Below are 19,040 nucleotides of genomic sequence, written 5' to 3'. Positions count from 1 at the left end.
GAATCTTTGCGTTGTGCCTGCTCGTCGCTAGGGTCCGCCCATGCAATCCCCTGACGGGCTCCCCAAGAACATCGTGCTGATCGGCTTGATGGGCTGCGGGAAGACCACGATCGGGCGCAAGCTCCAAGGAATGCTCGGTTACCCGATGGTCGATACCGACCAACTGATCGAGGAAAAGGCGGGCATGACCATCCCGGAGATCTTTGCCAGAAGGGGCGAACAGTCCTTCCGGGAACTCGAAAGCGCCGTGCTCAATGAGCTCTCCGCGCCGAATGCCCCGCGCCGCATCATCGCCACCGGCGGAGGAATCATCGGCCGGAAGCACAACCGCCGCCTTCTCTCCAGTCTCGGCTACGTGGTCTGGCTCCAGGCGCCGGTGGATGTGATCCTGCAGCGCACAGCCCGCAATCGTGACCGGCCTCTGCTTCAGACCGACAATCCCAGGGAGAAGATCGAAAAACTGCTGATCGAGCGAAGCCCGCTCTATCACCAGATCGCTGACCTTGAATTGGAGACCGCTGGACTCGAGACCGAGGAAATCGCCTGCGGGATTCTCGAAAGCGCCCGCTACCACTTCGCCGCGAAACCTTGAAGGGTAGGGCGGTTGCCGCTTAATCCATGACCTCCGCCAGCACCGGAAAGTGGTCCGACGGCAGGCGGGATTCGAAGTCCTGAAAGGTGACCTCCTTCGGGAAATTACCCGACTTGCTCTCCTCTGGTGCCGGGTTTTTGGGGATGCGGTAGGAGTCCGTCAGCACCCCATAGCGCCGCACCGGCACGCCCTCGCGGACGAAGATGTGATCGATCCGGTTCTCGGTCTTCGCGTCAGGATCGAACTTGTTCGGCGTGCCGTTCAGGGCGAAGCGTACCGTGGCCGTGTTGTAGGTGTCGGCGAAATGCGGTGAATCCTCGATCTCCTTGTAGCTCTCGCTGTTCTGGTCGGTGTTGAAGTCTCCCATCAGGTAAACCGGGGCGTCCTTGGCCATCTCGTCGATCTTTCGCAGCACGAGGGCGATTCCTTCCTTTCGCGAGATCGGGCCGCGGTGATCCAGATGCAGGCTGAAAACGTAGAAGGTCTTCTGGTCCGCCTTCCTAAGGAGTTTTGCCCAGCCGCAGATCCGCGGCAGCGAGGCATCCCAGCCGGGGCCCGCTTGATCGGGATGTTCGGAGAGCCAGAAGAAGCCATCCTCCTGAAGCTCGTATTTGTCTCTTTTGAAGAAGATCCCGATATGCTCGCCCTTTTCCTTCCCGTCATCCCGGCCGTGCATGGAACAGCCGTATTCCGGCATTTCACGGCACAGATCCTCCATCTGGTGATGAAACCCTTCCTGTGTCCCCAGCACGTCGAAATCGTGGAAGCGGATCAGGGAGGCGATGACCGGAGCGCGCTGCTTCCAGCCGTTTCCTGCCTTTTCGTCTCCCGGATTGTCGTAGCGGATATTGTAGGACCCGACGATCGTGGCGGAGGCCGCCGTGACACAGGAGAGGCAGGCGAGCAGGCGTGCTGCGTTCCGGAATTTCATGCCGCCGAGCGAAATCCCGGCATCCTCCCCTGTCAAACCCGGCGGCGCGGCTTGGCGAGCCAGCTTCCCGCGTGCATGGTCCCGGCATGCAACCCGCCGACGCCATCAAAGCCCTCGCACGCGAGGTCGGCTTCGATGACTGCCGCATTGCCGCGGCGGCGGAGGCCGAGCACGCGGATTCCTTCCGCGAATGGATCGCGGAGGGTTGTCATGGGGAGATGGCCTGGATGGAGCGCACGCCGGAGCGCCGCTGCGATCCGCGCGAGGTGCTTCAGGGGTGCCGCGCCGTCGTGACGCTGGCGATGAACTACTATCCGGGTAGTAATCCCGCCGACGGCTACCGGATCGCCCGCTACGCGTGGAATGACGATTACCACGACATCATCGAGAAGATGCTCCGCCGCATGGATGAGGGGATGCAGGCCCTTGGCGGAACCCAGCGTTTCTATGTCGATACCGGACCGGTGCTGGAGCGGGATCATGCCAGTGCTGCCGGCCTTGGCTGGAATGGCAAATCGACCGTGCAGATCCACCGCCACCTCGGCACCTGGTTCTTTCTCGCCGAGTTGCTCACCACCCTTGAGCTGCCTGCGGACCAACCCTTCGGCGATCATTGCGGCAAATGCACCCGCTGTATCAATGCCTGCCCGACGAAGGCAATTACCGCGCCGCATCGCGTCGATGCCCGGCGCTGCATTTCATACCTCACCATCGAGCACAAGGGACCTATCCCGGAGGAATTCCGCGAAGCGATCGGTGACCGCCTCTACGGCTGCGACGAATGCCTCGAGGTCTGCCCTTGGAACAAGTTCGCCCAGCTTTCCCGCGAGTCGCGTTTTCATGCTCGTGAAGCGGTCTTCAAGATGAAGACCCGCGATTTCCTCGCACTAACGGACGAGGAGTTCCGTGCTCTTTTTTCGAAGTCACCGATCAAACGCATCAAGCGCCCGCGCTTCCTGCGCAATGCCTGCGTTGTCCTCGGGAATACCGGAACAGCGGAGGACCTGCCTGCTTTGGAAAAAGCTACCGAAGATCCGGACCCTCTGGTGGTTGAGCATGCCCAGTGGGCAATCGCGAAGATCAAGGGACGCCTTCCTGGCCGAGTGGCTTGAACGGGTGGCTGTGATCGGGAAATCGAAACTCTCCCAACAAAAAACCGCCTCCGGATTCTCCAGAGACGGTCTTTGCAAACGATCGGATTGACCGATCTCAACGCTCGCTGATCGGCGGCACCTTCGAAAGCACCTTCGGTCCCACGTAGAGGGTGAGCGGGCGGTAGAGACGGCTATCCCGCAGCTGCTCGAGAACTTGCGCGGTCCAGCCGGAGGTACGGGCGATCGCGAAGATCGGCGTGAAGAGATCGGTCGGGATGCCGAGCGAATAGTAAACGGTGGCGGAATAGAAATCGACGTTTGCGTTGAGACCCTTGCGTTCGCGCATGATCTCGGCGATGCGCTCGGACATTTGGATCCACTTGGGCTCGCCGAGTTCGGCGCTGAGCTTCGTTGCGAGCTTCTGAAGATGCGGGGCGCGTGGATCGAGCACCTTGTAAACGCGGTGGCCGATGCCCATGACCTTCTCCTTGCGGGTCAGCTTCCCTTCGATGTATTCGTCCACCTTCGAGAGATCGCCGATCTCTTGGAGCATGTGAATCACGCCTTCGTTTGCGCCGCCGTGAAGCGGACCCTTGAGTGTGCCGACTGCGGATGTGACCGCGGAGTAAACATCGGACAGCGTGGCGATGGTCACGCGGGCGGAGAACGTGGAGGCATTCATGCCGTGGTCGGCATGGAGGATGTAAGCCACATCCAGAATTTTGATGGCGTTCTCGGTCGGCTCGTTGCCAGTCGCCTGATAGATGAAGTTTCCGGCTTCGGAGAGGTCTTCACGGGCGGCCGGAAGTTCCAGGCCCTTGCGGAAGCGGTGGAAGGCCGCGACGATCACCGGCACCTTTGCGACCAGGGAGAGGCCGACTTCTTCGACGAGATCCAGCTTCGGCTCGCCGATGGTGGCGCGTTTGTCGTAGAGGCCCAGCATCGAGACAGCGGTGCGGAGCACATCCATCGGATTCGAGTCCTTTGGCGCGTTTTTCAGGAAATCGATCACCCCTTGCGGCAGTTCCCGGTCGCCGCGCAGCCGTTTTTCCAGTGCCGTCAGTTCGTCCTGTTTCGGCAGGCGGCCCTTGTGAAGAAGGAAGATGACTTCCTCGTAGCAACAGTTTTCGACGAGATCGTCGATCGAGTAACCCAGATAGCTCAGACGGCCTTCGGCACCCTCCACATTGCTGAGGGCGGATTCATTGGCGATCACTCCTTCGAGGCCTTTGGCGTAGTCTGTCATGGGGTTAAAATGGGTTCCGGGTGCTGGAATTTGCACGGAAGAAAGCGGGTCGGGCGGATGGCTGCAAGGGGAGAATCCCGTAGGCGGTGCAAAGCCGCGACAAACCAAGGATTTGGCGGGATTGAGGGGTTGCGGATCGGTTTATATTTCGGATGCTCGAGGGGTGCCGGACGCCGCGAGACTGTTCATTGAAAGTAGCACGCCCCGTGCCTCGTTGGCCCTGCTGCGTGGCAGCGAGGTGCTGTTTGAAGAGTCGTTTACGGGCGACCGGAGCCACAATGCGCTGCTCTTCGCCCCGTTGGAGCGGGCGCTGAATTGCCTGACCGCCGGTGAAAGCTTGGCTGGCGTGGTGATCGGTACCGGCCCCGGAAGCTATAGCGGTACGCGCGTGGGCATCGCGGCCGGGCAGGGGATCGCGATGGTGCACGGCTGCCCGGCCGTGGGGCTGAGCACCCTGTTAGCCGTGCCTTCCGCTTTCGGAGGAAATGCCTTGGCGGTGGGAGACGCCCGCCGGGGAGCGGTTTGGCGAGTGGCTACCGATGATGTTCGGGATGCGGGGGCCGAGCCCGCGTTATGCAGCCTGGAGGAGCTCACCGAAGAGATCCGCGGTTTTCAGGAGAAAGGCCTGACCGTTTTCTCGCTCGAATCCGTGGCTCGCATCGGCCTGCCCGCGGAAATGGCGGCTACGATCGTGCCGGAACATCCGGACGCCCTGCATCTCGCCAGGGCTTGGCGGAATTTGCCGTCCAGCGAGCGCGGACGCATCTCCGAATTGCCACCCCAGCCTGCCTATCTGCGGCCACCGCACGTCACGGAAGCGAAGCCGGGGCATCCGCTGCTGCGGAAGTAAGGCGGCGTCGCCAAGTTGTCACCATCGAGCTGGTCCACTGGAATTTCCGTGCGGTCTCCCGGATCAGGAAAGGCTCGTCTGCCACCTTGATCAGTTCGAAGTCCGCGCCGAGCGCTTCTTTCAGCCATTCCAGAGTGCTGCCTGCCGGCCAATTTTCCGGAGGCGTGAATTCCCCAAGCCAGGTACAAGGCGTCGCGAGAACCAGTTCACCGCCCGGCCTAACAAGCGTCGGCAGTCGCTCCAGAAGCTTCCGGGGTTCCGTCAAACGGCAGAGCAGGTTGGCGGCGTGGACGCGATCGAAGTCTCCGAGGTCCGCTCGAAGATCCATGGCGTCTCCGGTTTCGAAAAAGACGCCCTTGAAGTGCGAGCCGGCTGGCAAGCGGGCTAACAATTCCGTCCTGCGGTGTGCTTCATCCAGCCGCTGATAGGCCTGCGGCCCATCGGCGATCGCTGCAGCCGCCCGGACAAAGCTGCTGGAAAAATCGATGCCCAAGGTCTCGGCACTGTCGCGGGAAAGCTCGTAGGTGGACCTTCCGACGGCGCAGCCCAAGTCCAAGGTCCGATCGACTCCGCCCAAGGAAAAGTGCCGCGTGGTTCGCACGGCGAAGTCGAGGGCATCCCGCATGCCGGCGGGAGCTCCGGCAGGGAGGATTTCCTCTGGCGAGCCGTAGTGAAAGAGCAGGTATTCGGCGAGCAGCCGCTCGCTCTCGTAGGGATTCGCGCTCAATGGACAGGGGTGTCTCCGGGTTTCACGGCGCTTTCGTCGTAGTAAAAGTCGGCGTCGTTGTGTTTCGGCACGGGGATGTTCAGGATCTTCAGCTTTCCGATCGCTCGATGGCGGCAACCTGGCCGGATCATCACGGCGCTGAGCGGCTTTACCGGAACCATTTCCCCATCCAGTTCGAGAAATCCTTCACCCTCGAGCACCACGTAGATCTCCGTCGTCTTGAGGTGGTAGTGACTGGTCGGCTCATCTTTTACCTCGAGGTAGTGAGCGGAGGCCGGTGCGTCCGGCTGGTCCACGAAGGCCCGCCGGGTGGTGCCACAGCAGCATTCGACCGGCGGGAGTTCACTGAACTCGACGTGATGGTAACGCTTCATGGGGAGGGAAAAGAGTTCACCGCCAAGATGCCAAGTGCGCCAAGTTCAAAAAGCTCGATGAAAATCTGACAGGCGAGTCAGGACCTTGGGCTTTTTTGTGTGAACCGGACGACTCCGCGCCTTGGCGGTGAAAAACTGTCTTACGCTCCCTGGCTACCGGCCAGTGCGTCCATCAGGTAGCGGGCGGGGCGGAAGTTCTCGATCAGGACTTCGCGCTGGTTGCCGCGCTTCATGCGGACCTGCTTGATGTTGAAATTCGGGGTTTTGTGCGGGGCGAAGAGGATGTCGTCGTGCGTCGAGTTCTCGTGCTTCTTGAACATCTCCGGCACGATGTCGCCGCCGAGATGGTCATCGCGGCCCGTGGCGAGGTGGCAGGTGCCGAGCACTTTTTCGTCCTGAATATCCGCGTAGGAAACCGGCAGCACCTGGGTGCCGAAGCCCAGCTCGCCGAGCGTGCCCGTCATCGGATCGTCCTGCAGGCGGGCATTGTGGCGATCGATGGTTTCCTGGTTTCCGGCGATGAGTTCGGACTTCAGGATGCAGCGATTGTCCACGGTTAGCACGCCGAGGGTGCCATCCTCATACTTCATCGGGAAATGGCCGCGGGCGTCCTGGGGCACGAAGTAAACTTCACCGGCGGGCAGGTTCGCGATGTCCGGCTTGTTGCCTTGGCAAAGGCCATGCGACTTCTGCGCTTCCTGGCCTCCGAGGCCGAGCCAGGCGGTGAGGATGCGGCCGTCTTCGAGTTCGAAATCGATTTCCACTTCGTCCGCCTTGGTCATGGCGAGGCGCATCTTTTCCGCGTCCGTGGAGACTTCCTCGTAATCAACCGCCAGGCCGGAGCCGAGGATGATGTCGTTCAAGCCGTGAAGCGTCGCGCCGCGGAAGCCGAAGATCTTGCACTTCGCAGTCAGCGGAGCGGTCGCAGAGAAGGTGGAGATACAGAGGATCAGATCGTAGCTCGGATAGATGTCCTTATCGAGGGACAGCTGGCGACCGGCGGTGTCCCAGACCTCGTCTTCCAGATCGAGGTTCGATCCGTGGGTGGTCTTGTAGGCGAACATCTCGCCGCCGGTCATTCCGAGCTCTTCCAGCGCGCCGTTTTTAAGGCCCTGATAGAAAGCTTCATGGGCCTTCTTCTGCACCGGGAAGCCGGGCCGGCTCAGGAAGGCAAAGTCCTTGATCAGTCCCGCGGGTTCCTCGAAGTCAGTGAGGATGCAGACGCGACACCCTTGGGTCGGCTTGAAGACGGTGCCTAGCAGGCGGACGAGATCGAAGGCCGGAAACTTGCGGTTTTCCGGGTGAAGCAGGATTTCCTCGGCGAGATAAGAGGGGAGGCTGGCGGTTGGCATGGCCCCCCAAGCTAGGAGTGCTCACCCATGGCGCAAGGGGAGTTTTGCAATGGAAGCGCGGAAAAAATCTTCCGTCAAATCGCGTCATGAAAACCCTCACAGGCGGTCGGGCTGTTTCAAATCCGGAGTTCTTTTCAGCCGCCCAAGTCCATGCCCTTGTCCTTCATTTCCTGAAGCACGGTGGACATGTCGTCGAGCCGCTCCCAGAGCTCGCGAAGCACGAAGATCGGGGCTCCTGCCCGCACCGCGATCGCGATGCAATCGCTCGGCCGGGCATCCAGTTCCACGATCTTGCGCTCCATGATCTCGTTCTCCGCCTCGAGAATGAGGCGGGCGTAGTAAATCTCTTTTTCCAGCGCCACGATCACCGCACGGCTGACCTTCGCCCCGAATGCCTCCATCGTCAGCAAGTACAGATCGTGTGTGAGCGGGCGTGCCGGGGCCTCGCCGGACAGTGCGGCGTTGATCGAAGCACCGATGGCCAAGTCGATGTAGAACACGATCGATTTCTGGCCGTCGCCGAGGAAAACGGCGCAGCCGGCAGGAGTAGGGAGGAGGGCGATGGGTTCGACGCGGACGAGATCGGGCACGAGATCGTTTCTGCCGCATTATTCGGGCTTTCCAAGGGGAAATGGCGTCTCGCGCGAAAGCGTTGGCGCAGTGCGGCTACCGGGGCTAGCCTTGCCATTTCCTTGGAGGCTCCCGGCCGCCTGTTCCGCCTGATAAAACAGGGAAATTAACAGGCGATATCTTCCGGGGAGTCGCGCAATGGCGGTGAGTGACGGCCTGCGAGCGGGGTTGCGGGAAGTGTCCGGGCGGGTTCCGAAATTGCCGGTTTGGCGCATAGGATCGCCGAGTCTCGGAAATCGCGGGCGCGAGCTTCTACTGCCACCGGGTGCTTATTGTCGCCGGGGGATGGGCTCCTGGGTAAAAAAGCGGATCGTCCCGCGCTTGCCGATCCGGCGTGTCCGCGGGAAAGTCTCCCCCGACCCGCGATGCGCAAGATCGTCCACATCGACATGGATTGCTTCTACGCGGCGATCGAGGAACGCGAGAATCCTGCCCTGCGTGGCAAGCCCGTCGGCGTGGGTGGGCGGACGATGCGCGGAGTGCTGACCACCGCGAACTACGAAGCCCGGAAGTATGGCTGCCGCTCCGCGATGCCGGTCTTCAAGGCGCTCCAGCTTTGCCCCCAGCTCATTCTGGTCCCCACCCGTTTCGAGCTCTACCGGGGGGTGAGCGCGCAGATTCGCGCGATCTTCGGCCGCTTTACAGAGCGGATCGAGCCGCTGTCGCTGGATGAGGCCTACCTCGATCTTTCCCATCTCAACACTTCGGGAGCCGCGCTGGCTCGTGAGATCCGGAACCAGATCCGGGAGGAAACGGGAATCACCGCTTCAGCGGGGATCGCGCCGAACAAGATGATCGCGAAGATCGCGAGCGATTGGAACAAGCCGGATGGCCAGCACGAGGTCCGTGAGGATCAGGTGGAGGCCTTCATGAAGGACCTGCCGATCGGACGCATCTGGGGTGTGGGCGGAAAGATGACGGCCAAGTTCCAGGGGATGGGCATCCACAGCTGTGGCGATCTCCAGCAGTTCGACAAGTTGGAGATGGCGCGGCGTTTCGGGAAATGGGGCCTCGAGCTTTGGGAGCTGTGCCGGGGAATCGACACGCGCGAAGTCCAGCCACACCGGATCCGCAAGTCGATCAGCACGGAGAATACCTTCCGCGAGAACCTGAGCTGCTTGGAGGACCTGCGACCGCCGATGCACTCGATGCTCGATGAACTGGCGAGCGATCTTGTGCGTTATGAGGAAAGGGAGATCCGTTCACTCGTGGTAAAGTTGAAGTTTGCGGACTTCACCCGTACGACCGCGGAGAAAGCGCATGGCGTGCTGGATCACTCGATCTTCGAGGAACTTCTCGCCGAAGCATGGCAGCGCGGGGAGAACAAGCCGGTGCGGCTGTTAGGGGTGGGCATCCGCTTCAAGGATCCACAGGAGCGGCTACAGATGGAGCTGCTTTGAGAAGAGACGGACGCTGTTTCAGTCGCGTGCGAGATACTTCTTCGACTGCGCGACGTATTTCTCCGCCCAGTCCTTTACCTTCGCTTGTTCATCAAGCGAGAGCGTCCGTACCACCTTCGCGGGTGAGCCGATGACCAGCGAGCCGGGCGGGATGACCGTGCCACCCGTCACCAGGGCTCCTGCACCAATGATCGATCTCTCCCCGATCACGGCTCCATCCAGCACGATGGAACCCATGCCCACCAGCACCTCGTCTTTCACCGTGCAGGCATGCAGGATCGCGGAGTGGCCCACGGTGACAAATTCGCCAAGATACGTTCCGAGGTCATCCGAAACGTGGATCACCGCGCTGTCCTGGACGTTCGAGCGCGGGCCGATCACGATCTCATTGATGTCTCCGCGAATGGTGGCGTTGTACCACGCGCTGCTTTCCTCCGCGAATCTCACGCGGCCGATCACGTCGGCGCTGGCCGCGAGATAAGCGCTGGGATGGATGGACGGGGTGAAGGATTCGTAGCGTTCGATGGCCATGACGAGGGGGATGATGGACCCGCCGCGGCAGGGTGGCCAGTGCGATCCCCTCTCAATTTGACGGAAGCGACACTGAAGAACGCGCGACGCGGGGAAGCTGAGCCATAGCGTGCTGCGATCCTCGCCATGAAGTATTCTTTCCCCCTTGCCGTGGTTCTTCCCGGCTTGGCCAGTCTGGCCTCTCCTTATGCCTTTGCGGGCTCCCTCCTCATTACCGAAATCCAGTCGAATCAGGCCGCTGCCGGCGTGAACGACTTTTGGGAACTTACCAATGTCGGCACGAGCGCCGTGGTCCTCGATGGCTACAAGTGGGACGACGACAGCGCTAACCCGAACGATGCCGCTGCGGTCACCATTCCGGTGGGGACGAGCATCGCACCGGGCGAGTCGATCATCTTCACGGGAGTCGCCGCGGAGAGCTTCCGGACCTGGTGGAACATTTCCTCCACGGTTCAAGTAGTTAGCGTCGCCTCTCCCGGACTTGGTGGCGGGGATGCCGTCTACCTGTTTGATGCCAGCGGCGTGGAAGTGACGCATTTGAGCTACGCGGCGAGCGGTTATACGAAATCGGATGGCGGCACTTCCGCCGGTGGCCACGCCGGTCTCTCCGCGGGTGGCACGGCCACCCAATCGTTGATCTGGGATCCCACTTTCGGCACCACGACGCCGCGCTACACGAACGCCAACGGGACGAACTTTGGAAGCTTCGCCTCCGCCCTCAACGCGGCGGATATCGGCTCACCGGGCTACAGCGGCTTCGATAACGACGGCCCTTCCTTCGCCCTTTCCGTGGAAGTCATCCCGGCAGCCTTCTCCGAAAGCGCCGCCAATCCTGCTGCGACCGCGACGGTGACCCGTACTGGCAGCACGGCTTCCAGCGTCGTGGTGAATCTTAGCTCCAGCGACACCACCGAGGCCACGGTTCCGGCCACCGTGACCATCCCGGAGAATGAAGCTTCCGCCACCTTCAGCGTGACGGCTGTCAACGACAGCTCGCCCGATGGCAACCAGACCGTGAACATTACCGCGAATGCGGTGGATGCCACTGCCGGCCTCGCCACCATCACCGTCCAAGACGACGGTGACGTGCTGGATACCGATCTCCGGCTCACGGAAATCCAGTCCAACCAATCATCCGCCGCAGCGGGGACCGAGGACTACTGGGAACTCACCAATTTCGGCGATACTGCCGTTTCCTTGGAAGGCTATACCTGGCATGACTCCGGCCGCTCCTATTCCACCGCGCAGGCATGGGCACTGCCCGCGGGTAGCAGCATCGCTCCCGGTGAGTCGGTTATTTTCACCTCGGCGCTGCCCGCCGACTTCCGCGCCTGGTGGGGCATTCCAAGCACGGTCCAAGTCTTCCAATCTCCGACGGGGCCTGGCCTTGGCAAGGGAGATGGCATCTCGTTTTTCAATAACAACGGCTTCGAGCTCTTCTTCTTCAGCTACGACGCAAACAAGTTCGTCAAGTCCGACGGCTTGGATTCCACGGGTGACCACGCGGGTCTTTCCGCCGGTGGCTCCGCCGATACCCAAGCCCTGATCTACGATCCGAGCTCGCCGAAGAGCGCACCGCGCTACACCTTCGCCACGGGCGCCACCTTCGGGACCTTCCAAGCGACCAGCGGTGCTGATCTCGGCTCACCGGGCCGCATCGACAAGGGGGTGGATCTTTCCACTTACGTGCGCGTGGGCCGCTACCCCCTGCCGGAGCCTTCGAATACGGCTCTTCCGGCTGGCACTCCGGCCCACAACCTGCTCGGTCAGGAAGCATCCGGTGTCGCCTACAATTGGGATACGGACACGCTGTTCATCGTGGGTGACGGCGGCAAGTCGGTCACGCAGGTCACCAAGACCGGTGTCCTTGTCGATACGATGACACTGGCGCTCGGGAGCAGCCCGCAAGGCACCGACTTCTACGATCCGGAAGGCATCACCTATCTTGGCGGCGGCCAGTTTGTTTTCAGCGAGGAGCGCAACCGCCAGCTCGTGAAGTTCACCTATGCAGCCGGCACCACCTTGACCCGCGCGAACACGCAGACGGTGGCGATCGGCACCTTCAATGACAACGAAGGCACCGAAGGCCTTTGCTATGATCCCCAGGGCGGCGGATTCGTCGCGCTGAAGGAAATCAATCCCATCGGCATCTTTGCCACTCACGTCGACTTCGCCGCGAGCACGGCTACCAACGGTTCCGCCACCACGGCCAATTCGATCAATCTGTTCGATCCTGCCTTGCTGGGCATGACGGACGTGGCGGACGTCTTCACGCTGCCCGACCAGCGCCTGCTGGTGATCAGCCAGGAAGACGGCAAGATCGTGAACATCAGCCGCAGCGGCAGCATTTCGAGCACGCTCAACATCACGGCGGATCCGGGTGACGTGCTCTCCGTGGCGGAGCAGCAGCACGAGGGCCTGACGATGGACCACAACGGTCTCATCTACGTGGTGAACGAGAACGGCGGTGGCAATATCAATCACCCCGAACTCTGGGTCTACGCTCCTGCCACCGCGCCGAACACAGCTCCGACGGAGATCGCGGTGACCAATGCGATGACCTCCATCCAGGAAAATACTCCAACGGGCACGCCGCTGAAGGTGGGCGACGTGGTGGTGAGCGATGACGGCCTCGGTGCCAATGTCGTGACCATCGGAGGACCGGATGCGGCCTTCTTCCAGGTCACCGGCACCAGCCTTTATATCAAGGCAGGCACCGTCCTCGATTTCGAGGCGAAGACCAGCTACAGCATCACCCTCAGCGTGGATGACAGCAGCGTGGGCGCCACGCCGGACGCGACGACCAGTTATACGCTTGAGGTGATCGACCTCGATCCCGAGACCTTGTCCTATCCACCGGTGATCATTTCGGAGATCGCTCCGTGGTCCAGCGGCAACAGCGCCGTGGCGGAAGACTGGATCGAACTCACGAACACCACCAACTCAGCCATCGATATCACCAATTGGCGGGTGGACGATAATTCGAACTCCTCGGCCGCGGGCGGAGCAATCAGCGGGATCACGTTGATCAAGCCGGGCGAGTCGGTGATCGTGCTTCTTGAAGTCAATGCCGAGGAGATCGAAGCGAAGAAGACCGCCTTTATCGCCACTTGGTTCGGTGGTGTCGCCCCGGCCGACCTGCAGATCGGCTACGCGGATGCCTCCGGCCTTGGGCTGGGTTCCGGTGGAGACATCGTGAACCTTTATGACGCCGCCGGCACTCCTCAGACCAATGTCAGCTTCGGTGCTTCTCCTGCGGGTCCGGTATTCGCGAGCTTTGACAATGGTGCGGGCCTCGATGCGGCCGCCGTTTCACTTCTGAGCCAAGAAGGTGTCTATGGTGCCTTCAAGGCTCCCGGCAACCCGAACGAGATCGGTTCCCCGGGCAGCACCGGCGAGCTGATCATTTCCGAAGTGGCGGCTTGGGGCAGTGGCAATAGCCCTGCCGCGGCTGACTGGTTCGAGCTCACCAACCTCGGTGCCCGCACCATCAACCTCGTGGGCTGGAAGGTCGATGATAGCTCGGCTTCCCCGCTGGGCGGTGCTCTTCCGCTGAATGGCGTGAACGAAGTCGCTCCGGGGGAATCCGTGATCTTCATGGAGACCTCCACGCCAGCGGCGACGACGGAGACCTTCCTGCAAACTTGGTTCGGAGCCAATCGTCCTTCCTCGCTGCAGGTTGGCAATTACTCCGGTTCGAGCATCGGTCTCAGTACAGGTGGCGACCAGGTCAATATCTACGATCCAACCGACCGGCTCCGTGCCAGCGTTTATTTCGCGGTTTCCGACAACACGGCGCCGTTCGCCAGCTTTGACAATGCGGCTGGGACTGATGCGTCCTTCATATCCAAGTTGAGCCTGCCCGGCGTGAACGGCGCCTTTGTCGCGAAGACCGACGCAAGCGAGATCGGCTCTCCGGGCCGCATCGTGAATAGCGGCCCGCTCGATTTCGCCCTGTGGGTGGAAGTGAACGGCTTTGTTTCCGGCGGTCCGGACACGGATAGCGATGGTGACGGCCTGAGCGACGGGATGGAATTCCTGCTCAATCTGAACCCGAACAACTCCAGCGACGCGAACAGCGCCTTGGTTTCTGTTCCGGGAAGCGCCGGTCTTGAACTGAAGGCCAGGCTTCTCACGGGTGAGCTCGATCTTGCCTCGGTCCTGCAGATTTCCTCGGACCTCGAGGATTGGACTGCCGCCATCGCGGGCATTGATTACACCGTCTCCGCTCAAGCCGCGAACGGCTTGGCCACGGACTACACGCTGACGGTTCTTGGTGCCGGTCCATCCGCCCCGGGAACTTCTCCGGCCTTTGGCACGCCGAACACCACGGCTGCCGCGGGTGCTTCGCTCGGCGGCGTCCGGGTGGTGAACCACGGGCTGGTCGGCACCGGCCGATTGAGCGGCGAAAGCCTCGATAGCTTCGGCGAAACGATGGGTGCTTCCTCCGGTCTCTTCATCACGGGCTGGGGCTTCGATGGCAGCCGCTTCAACGGCACCTTCAACGTGCTCCCTGACCGCGGCTTCAATTCGGGCACGATCTTCTCGAACTATGCGGCCCGCCTTCACAAGCTGGACTTCACCTTCGAGCCATACTACGGAACGGATCCGGTCGCACAGGGCCAGATCGTTCCGACCTATGACTCGACCACGAAGTTCACCTATCAGGATGGAGCGACGGTGAAATTCACTACCGGCTTCAACCCTACGGGCACGAGCTCGCTCTTCGGCCAAACGGTGGGCACGGTCACCACGGCGAACGGCCCCGGCGGGGCACAGGAAAGCCTGCTTAGCTTTGATGCGGAAGCAGTCTACCTCTTCGCCGATGGCAGCGGCTATGTCTCGGACGAGTATGGCACCTACATCGCACGCTTCGATGCGGCGAAGAAGATCACCGGTATCACGCAGTTGCCGGAGTCGGCCCGTCCGCACAATTCATCCGGCGGCTTGAACTTCGATTCGATTGCTGCGCCGAGCAATGGTCGCCGCAACAACCAGGGCCTGGAAGGCATGTCGGTCACTCCGGATGGCACCCGCCTCTTCGCCCTGATGCAGAGCGCGCTGGTGCAGGACACCAATGGCAGCCAGCAGCAGACGCGCGACAATACCCGGCTGTTTGTCTTCGACATCGTCGGCGAGAAGCGCGAGGCGCCCGAGCTGATCGGCGAGTATGTGGTAAAGCTTCCGCGCTTCGACTCGAATGGCGATGGCTCCGCGCTGGACCGCACGGCGGCCCAGTCTGAAATCGTGGCCGTTGGCGGCTCGGCGTTCCTGATGCTGCCGCGGGATGGCAATGGCCTCGGGACGGGTATCAATACGGGAAATCCCCCGGCTCCGACTGTTCTGAAGTCGGTGCGCCTTGTGGATTTCTCCGGTGCTTCGAACATCCTTGGCAGCTACGATGCCCTGGGGAATGCCATCAGCCCGGCGGGGGTGCTGGATCCCGCGATCAAGGCGGCAGCCTCCGCGGAAGTAGTGAACATGCTGGCACCAGCCGACCTCGCGAAATTCGGTTTCAACACCAACAATACAACTCCGGATTCGAACACGATTAATGAAAAGTGGGAGGGCATGTCGTTGGTGCCGGATCTTTCCACCGAAGCGCCGAACGACTTCTTCCTCTTCGTGGCAAACGACAACGACTTCCAAGCCTCCAACGTCATGATGGTGGATGGTAACGGAGCGCTGGTGAGCCAAGGCGATGCCCGCTCGAATGCCGGCAACGGCCCGGTCACCAACGATGCGATGTTCTTTGCCTATCGCATCACGCTGGATGTGGGTTCCCGCTTCTTCCGACTGAATCCGGAGAACTGATCGATTCCCTGGCCTGAAAGCCTGCCATGGCACTTCGGGACGACCCTCGCGAGGCGGGGGTCGTCCCTTTTTCTTGTCCGGAGCGTCACCACGGCGCGGTCGCGGAGCTTGGGCTTTCCCCTCACGCTGTGCGGGAGGTTGGCTGGCTTTCGGCGTTGCCGCGCATCGTTGAAACCAGCTTTTCCACCTCTCCCTTCCCCGGAGGAGCCGCACCGGTCCGTCGGTGCGGCTTTTTTGGCCCGGTGACGAATCGCTGGACAGCGGAGCGGATCGCGCTGAGAAGTCGGGAGTCGGCAATCACCCGCCCTGCGAGTTCCCACCTTGACGAAGAGTCAGGGGGCGTTTGGTTTCCGCCCTCCTCGTATTCCATGCGTTCCTGCCTTATTGTTGTCGGACTTTTTGTCCTCGCCATCGCCCTTCGCTCCGCGAGGAAGGCCTTGGTGCGCAAATTGGGCGCGCTGGTTTTCCTGGCGGCGAGCTTCATGGCCTTCTTTTACCTGAGCAGCGGCTGCTGGTGGGTGGGCCTGATCGGGGTGGCGCTTTGGTTTTTCCTGCCTTGGGTCGAGCTGCTCACCCGGATCCGCCGGATGCGGCTGCCGATGGAGAACCGTCTGAAACAGAAGGAGGTGCCGGATCCGTCCTTTTTTCCGAATGCGGTGGAGGCTGCGGGTGCGATGGAGGATGCAGGCTTCGACCACGTGGACGATTGCGGCTGGGAGTGGGGCGGGATGAAGCAGTTCTTCCGGCTTTTCTGGCATCCGGAGGAGCGGGCGGTGGGGGCTGTCTGCCTCTGCGAACAGGGAGAAGTGGCCTTCGCCTTCATCTCCGTGACTTCCCGGGACAAGAAAGGCCGGATTTGGCGCACCACGAATTTTCCCTTCTCCGCGACCCTGAAGTGCCCGCCTCAGATGAAGTGGAATCACGTGCCCTGCGAGCGCGCCTGCTTCCACCAGATCCTGAAGGATCATCACGAATTTCTCCGCCGCTCGAATGTCGACCCGGATACCCTTTTGATGCCCGATCCCGATGAGATCGAGGATTCGATCGAGACCGAGATGCAGAGCCAGATCCGGCACAATCTCGAAGCCGGGATCATCCGGGAGACCGGGGACGGCCATTTCGAGTATTCCTTCCGAGGTCTCCTTTTCCTGTGGGGCCAGTTCGTGAAGGACATGGTCCGGCTTTGCTGAGCCCGGGCGCTCTCGGAACGACGAAGCCCATTTACACGGGCCCTACTTCGTGTTCTGATAGAGATGGTGAAAATCCATCCTTTATCGGCTGGGGGTTGGTCCGGATTTGTGAGCCTGCTAGCTACTGCGGTGATCTTTGGCGGGACCGTCTGGTTGATGACAGGGCCTTCCGCGGCGATCGGACGGATGGCCGCAGGGGCGGCGATTCTTCTCGCAGCGGGTATACTGCTGGGCCGGCGTTCGGCTGCTCCTATTTCGGGGGAGTCGCCTCAATCGGATCGTCTGGTGGAGATCAACCGGGATCTGGAACAGAAGCTGGAGGAGGGACGGGAATCGCACCGCAAGCTGGAGCATTTCTTCGAGATGCTGATGGCGAACGTGCCGGCGAACATCTACTTCAAGGATACGGAGTCCCGCTTCCTGCGGGTGAACCAGAGCATGGCCACGTGGGTGGGGCGGGGGCACCCCGAAGATCTGATCGGGAAGACCGACCATGATCTCTTCGGTCCCGAGCATGCCGATCAGGCGCGGGCAGACGAGATGCAGATCGTGAAGTCCGGCGTCTCGATCACCGGCTTGGTGGAGAAAGAGATTTTTCCCGATGGGAAGACGGGTTGGGTGCTGACCAACAAGATGCCCTTTCGCGACCGGGAAGGCCACATCATCGGGACCTTCGGGATGTCGAGCGATGTCAGCGAACTGGTGGACACCCAGCAGAAATTCGAGCGGGAGCGGAATATGCTGCGCTCGCTGATCGATGGCTTCCCCGACAAGATTTTCGCGCGCGATCTGAACCGCCGCTACCTGGTGGTGAACAAGGCGATGGCAGAGTGGGTGGGTGCCAAGTCCCCGGAGGAGATGATCGGCAAGACTCCCGCGGATTACTTTCCGGAACTGGTGGTGCGCACGGGCAAGGAAGAGGACATGCGCATGATCGAAACCGGCGATCCGGTGCTGAACCGCGAGTGGCATCTGGAACTGCGGAAGGGTGATCTCCACTACTTCGTCACCACGAAGGTGCTCCTTCATGATGTGGATGGAAAGCCGTGGGGAATCGTGGGCATGGACCGCGATGTCACAGAACAGCGTCGCGCCCAGGAGAAGGCGATCCAAGCGGAACAGCGGATGCAGGAGATGATCGACAACAGTCCTGCGGTAATCTCGATGAAGGACTTGAAGGGCCGCTATGTGATGGTGAACCGCGGCTTCGAAGATCTCTACGGGATGCAGCGGAAGGACATCCTTGGCTTTTCCGATCACCAGCTGATCGCGGACAAGGAAGCGGCGGACAAGTTCCGCAAGCATGACTTGCTGGTGGCGGAGGGCGGCGACGCCTTGCAGATGGATGAGGAGCTGTATGTGGACAACGAGCCGCGCACCTATGTGTCCATGAAGTTCCCGCTGCGCGACTTGCGCGGAGAGATCAAGGCGATCGGCTCGATTTCGACGGACATCACGGATCGCAAGGCTGCGGAGCAATCGATGCACCGCCTCAATGAGGACCTAGTGAAGGCGAATGAGGATCTGCGCAGGGCGCAGGAGCAACTCATCCAGGCGGAGAAGATGGAGTCGGTGGGGAGACTTGCGGCAGGGGTCGCGCACGAGGTGAAGAACCCGCTGGCGATGATCGGGATGGGCATCGAGTTGCTGGCCCGCCGCGTGCCGGCGGAGGATGTGCAGGGTACGGAGACGATCGAACGGATGAAGCGCGGGATCGACCGTGCGAAGAAGATCGTGAAGGGGCTGGTGGACTATTCCTCCGCGCGGCAGCTTTCGATGGAGCCGAAGGATCTCTCCGAGGTGATCAGCGATTCCCTAGCGCTGGTGGAGTATCCCTTGCGACAAGCCCATGTGAAGCTGGTGAAGGATCTCTCGCCGGATCTACCGAAGGTGAGCGTGGACTCGACGAAGATGGAGCAGGTCTTGGTCAATCTCATGATCAATGCCATGCACGCCATGCCGGAAGGGGGGACGCTGACGGTGCGTGCCTATGCCGAAGTGATCACCGGTGTGCGCCGGGATGAAGGCGTGCGCACGGCAGGGCATCTGAGGGAAGGGGATCCCGTTGTCCGCGTGGAACTTGATGATACCGGGACAGGCATCGACGAGACGAATCTCTCGAAGATCTTTGATCCGTTTTTCACGACCAAGCCGACGGGAACGGGCACCGGTCTGGGGCTCGCGGTGTGCCGGAAAATCGTCGAGCTCCACAATGGGGTGCTTGAGATCGAGAACCGTCTGGAAGGCGGAGTGCGCGCTTCCATCACCCTGAAGGTGTGAGGGTGAATGGTCCCGCTCTATCAAAAAAA

General features: G+C 61.3%; 14 protein-coding genes. 7 read left to right on the top strand and 7 right to left on the bottom strand.

All coding sequences use genetic code 11. The features are described from left to right. Positions 1–40: 40 nt before the first annotated feature. Entirely contained in the window at positions 41–592 is a 552-nt protein-coding gene (locus tag HHL09_RS10070; RefSeq protein ID WP_169454517.1) for a shikimate kinase, read from the top strand. 19 nt (positions 593–611) lie between these two features. Here HHL09_RS10070 and HHL09_RS10065 read toward each other — a convergent pair whose 3' ends face one another. Further along, positions 612–1,523, bottom strand: coding sequence for an endonuclease/exonuclease/phosphatase family protein (locus HHL09_RS10065; RefSeq protein WP_169454516.1), 912 nt, complete (start codon positions 1,521–1,523; stop codon positions 612–614). 86 nt (positions 1,524–1,609) lie between these two features. Here HHL09_RS10065 and queG point away from each other — a divergent pair, with 86 nt between their 5' ends. After that, on the top strand, positions 1,610–2,635 hold the full coding sequence (gene queG, locus HHL09_RS10060; protein ID WP_169454515.1) for a tRNA epoxyqueuosine(34) reductase QueG: 1,026 nt from the start codon (positions 1,610–1,612) through the stop codon (positions 2,633–2,635). Positions 2,636–2,732: 97 nt separating this feature from the next. Here the strand turns inward: queG and HHL09_RS10055 are convergent, their stop codons facing one another. Next, positions 2,733–3,863 carry a citrate/2-methylcitrate synthase gene (locus HHL09_RS10055; protein ID WP_169454514.1) on the bottom strand — a complete coding sequence of 377 codons (1,131 nt, stop codon included), beginning with the start codon at positions 3,861–3,863 and terminating at the stop codon, positions 2,733–2,735. Positions 3,864–4,026: 163 nt separating this feature from the next. Between HHL09_RS10055 and tsaB the strand changes: the two genes are divergently transcribed. Beyond that, positions 4,027–4,713, top strand: coding sequence for a tRNA (adenosine(37)-N6)-threonylcarbamoyltransferase complex dimerization subunit type 1 TsaB (tsaB, locus tag HHL09_RS10050; RefSeq protein WP_169454513.1), 687 nt, complete (start codon positions 4,027–4,029; stop codon positions 4,711–4,713). Here the strand turns inward: tsaB and HHL09_RS10045 are convergent. The 4 genes from HHL09_RS10045 to HHL09_RS10030 form a co-directional block, all read right to left on the bottom strand. Continuing rightward, the gene (locus tag HHL09_RS10045) at positions 4,673–5,440 is read right to left on the bottom strand and encodes a methyltransferase (protein WP_169454512.1); all 768 of its coding nucleotides are present in this window, start codon (positions 5,438–5,440) and stop codon (positions 4,673–4,675) included. The two genes, tsaB and HHL09_RS10045, sit on opposite strands and share 41 nt — an antisense overlap. After that, a complete protein-coding gene (locus HHL09_RS10040) occupies positions 5,437–5,814 on the bottom strand; it encodes a cupin domain-containing protein (protein WP_169454511.1) in 378 nt (125 codons plus the stop codon). Before HHL09_RS10040 ends, HHL09_RS10045 begins: the two co-directional genes overlap by 4 nt. Before the next feature lie 140 nt (positions 5,815–5,954). Further along, positions 5,955–7,166, bottom strand: a complete 1,212-nt coding sequence (locus HHL09_RS10035) for a M29 family metallopeptidase (protein WP_169454510.1) — start codon at positions 7,164–7,166, stop codon at positions 5,955–5,957. A gap of 134 nt (positions 7,167–7,300) precedes the next feature. Further along, on the bottom strand, positions 7,301–7,756 hold the full coding sequence (locus HHL09_RS10030) for a bifunctional nuclease family protein (protein ID WP_169454509.1): 456 nt from the start codon (positions 7,754–7,756) through the stop codon (positions 7,301–7,303). A gap of 405 nt (positions 7,757–8,161) precedes the next feature. Between HHL09_RS10030 and dinB the strand changes: the two genes are divergently transcribed. Next, positions 8,162–9,196 carry a DNA polymerase IV gene (dinB, locus tag HHL09_RS10025; protein WP_169454508.1) on the top strand — a complete coding sequence of 345 codons (1,035 nt, stop codon included), beginning with the start codon at positions 8,162–8,164 and terminating at the stop codon, positions 9,194–9,196. A gap of 18 nt (positions 9,197–9,214) precedes the next feature. Here the strand turns inward: dinB and HHL09_RS10020 are convergent, their stop codons facing one another. Further along, a complete protein-coding gene (locus HHL09_RS10020) occupies positions 9,215–9,727 on the bottom strand; it encodes a gamma carbonic anhydrase family protein (protein ID WP_169454507.1) in 513 nt (170 codons plus the stop codon). A 126-nt stretch (positions 9,728–9,853) separates the two neighbouring features. Between HHL09_RS10020 and HHL09_RS10015 the strand changes: the two genes are divergently transcribed. From HHL09_RS10015 to HHL09_RS10005, 3 genes are all read left to right on the top strand, one after another. After that, complete coding sequence (locus HHL09_RS10015) at positions 9,854–15,541, top strand: lamin tail domain-containing protein (RefSeq protein ID WP_169454506.1); 5,688 nt, start codon at positions 9,854–9,856, stop codon at positions 15,539–15,541. 368 nt (positions 15,542–15,909) lie between these two features. Beyond that, on the top strand, positions 15,910–16,731 hold the full coding sequence (locus HHL09_RS10010; protein ID WP_169454504.1) for a hypothetical protein: 822 nt from the start codon (positions 15,910–15,912) through the stop codon (positions 16,729–16,731). Between the two features lie 156 nt (positions 16,732–16,887). Next, positions 16,888–19,011, top strand: coding sequence for a PAS domain-containing protein (locus HHL09_RS10005; protein WP_169454502.1), 2,124 nt, complete (start codon positions 16,888–16,890; stop codon positions 19,009–19,011). The last annotated feature ends 29 nt before the right edge of the window (positions 19,012–19,040 follow it).

Source organism: Luteolibacter luteus (genome assembly GCF_012913485.1).
Taxonomy (GTDB): domain Bacteria; phylum Verrucomicrobiota; class Verrucomicrobiia; order Verrucomicrobiales; family Akkermansiaceae; genus Haloferula; species Haloferula lutea.
The sequence above is the reverse complement of the archived record's forward strand: the minus strand, read 5'-3'. Positions and strand labels throughout refer to the sequence as shown.

What these genes read in the sequence shown, in the direction of transcription:
- HHL09_RS10065 (WP_169454516.1), bottom strand. Translation starts at nt 1,523, where the DNA reads ATGAAATTCCGGAACGCAGCACGCCTGCTCGCCTGCCTCTCCTGTGTC.
- HHL09_RS10055 (WP_169454514.1), bottom strand. Translation starts at nt 3,863, where the DNA reads ATGACAGACTACGCCAAAGGCCTCGAAGGAGTGATCGCCAATGAATCC.
- HHL09_RS10035 (WP_169454510.1), bottom strand. Translation starts at nt 7,166, where the DNA reads ATGCCAACCGCCAGCCTCCCCTCTTATCTCGCCGAGGAAATCCTGCTT.
- queG (WP_169454515.1), top strand. Translation starts at nt 1,610, where the DNA reads ATGCAACCCGCCGACGCCATCAAAGCCCTCGCACGCGAGGTCGGCTTC.
- HHL09_RS10005 (WP_169454502.1), top strand. Translation starts at nt 16,888, where the DNA reads ATGACAGGGCCTTCCGCGGCGATCGGACGGATGGCCGCAGGGGCGGCG.
- HHL09_RS10040 (WP_169454511.1), bottom strand. Translation starts at nt 5,814, where the DNA reads ATGAAGCGTTACCATCACGTCGAGTTCAGTGAACTCCCGCCGGTCGAA.
- dinB (WP_169454508.1), top strand. Translation starts at nt 8,162, where the DNA reads ATGCGCAAGATCGTCCACATCGACATGGATTGCTTCTACGCGGCGATC.
- HHL09_RS10070 (WP_169454517.1), top strand. Translation starts at nt 41, where the DNA reads ATGCAATCCCCTGACGGGCTCCCCAAGAACATCGTGCTGATCGGCTTG.
- HHL09_RS10015 (WP_169454506.1), top strand. Translation starts at nt 9,854, where the DNA reads ATGAAGTATTCTTTCCCCCTTGCCGTGGTTCTTCCCGGCTTGGCCAGT.
- HHL09_RS10010 (WP_169454504.1), top strand. Translation starts at nt 15,910, where the DNA reads ATGCGTTCCTGCCTTATTGTTGTCGGACTTTTTGTCCTCGCCATCGCC.
- HHL09_RS10020 (WP_169454507.1), bottom strand. Translation starts at nt 9,727, where the DNA reads ATGGCCATCGAACGCTACGAATCCTTCACCCCGTCCATCCATCCCAGC.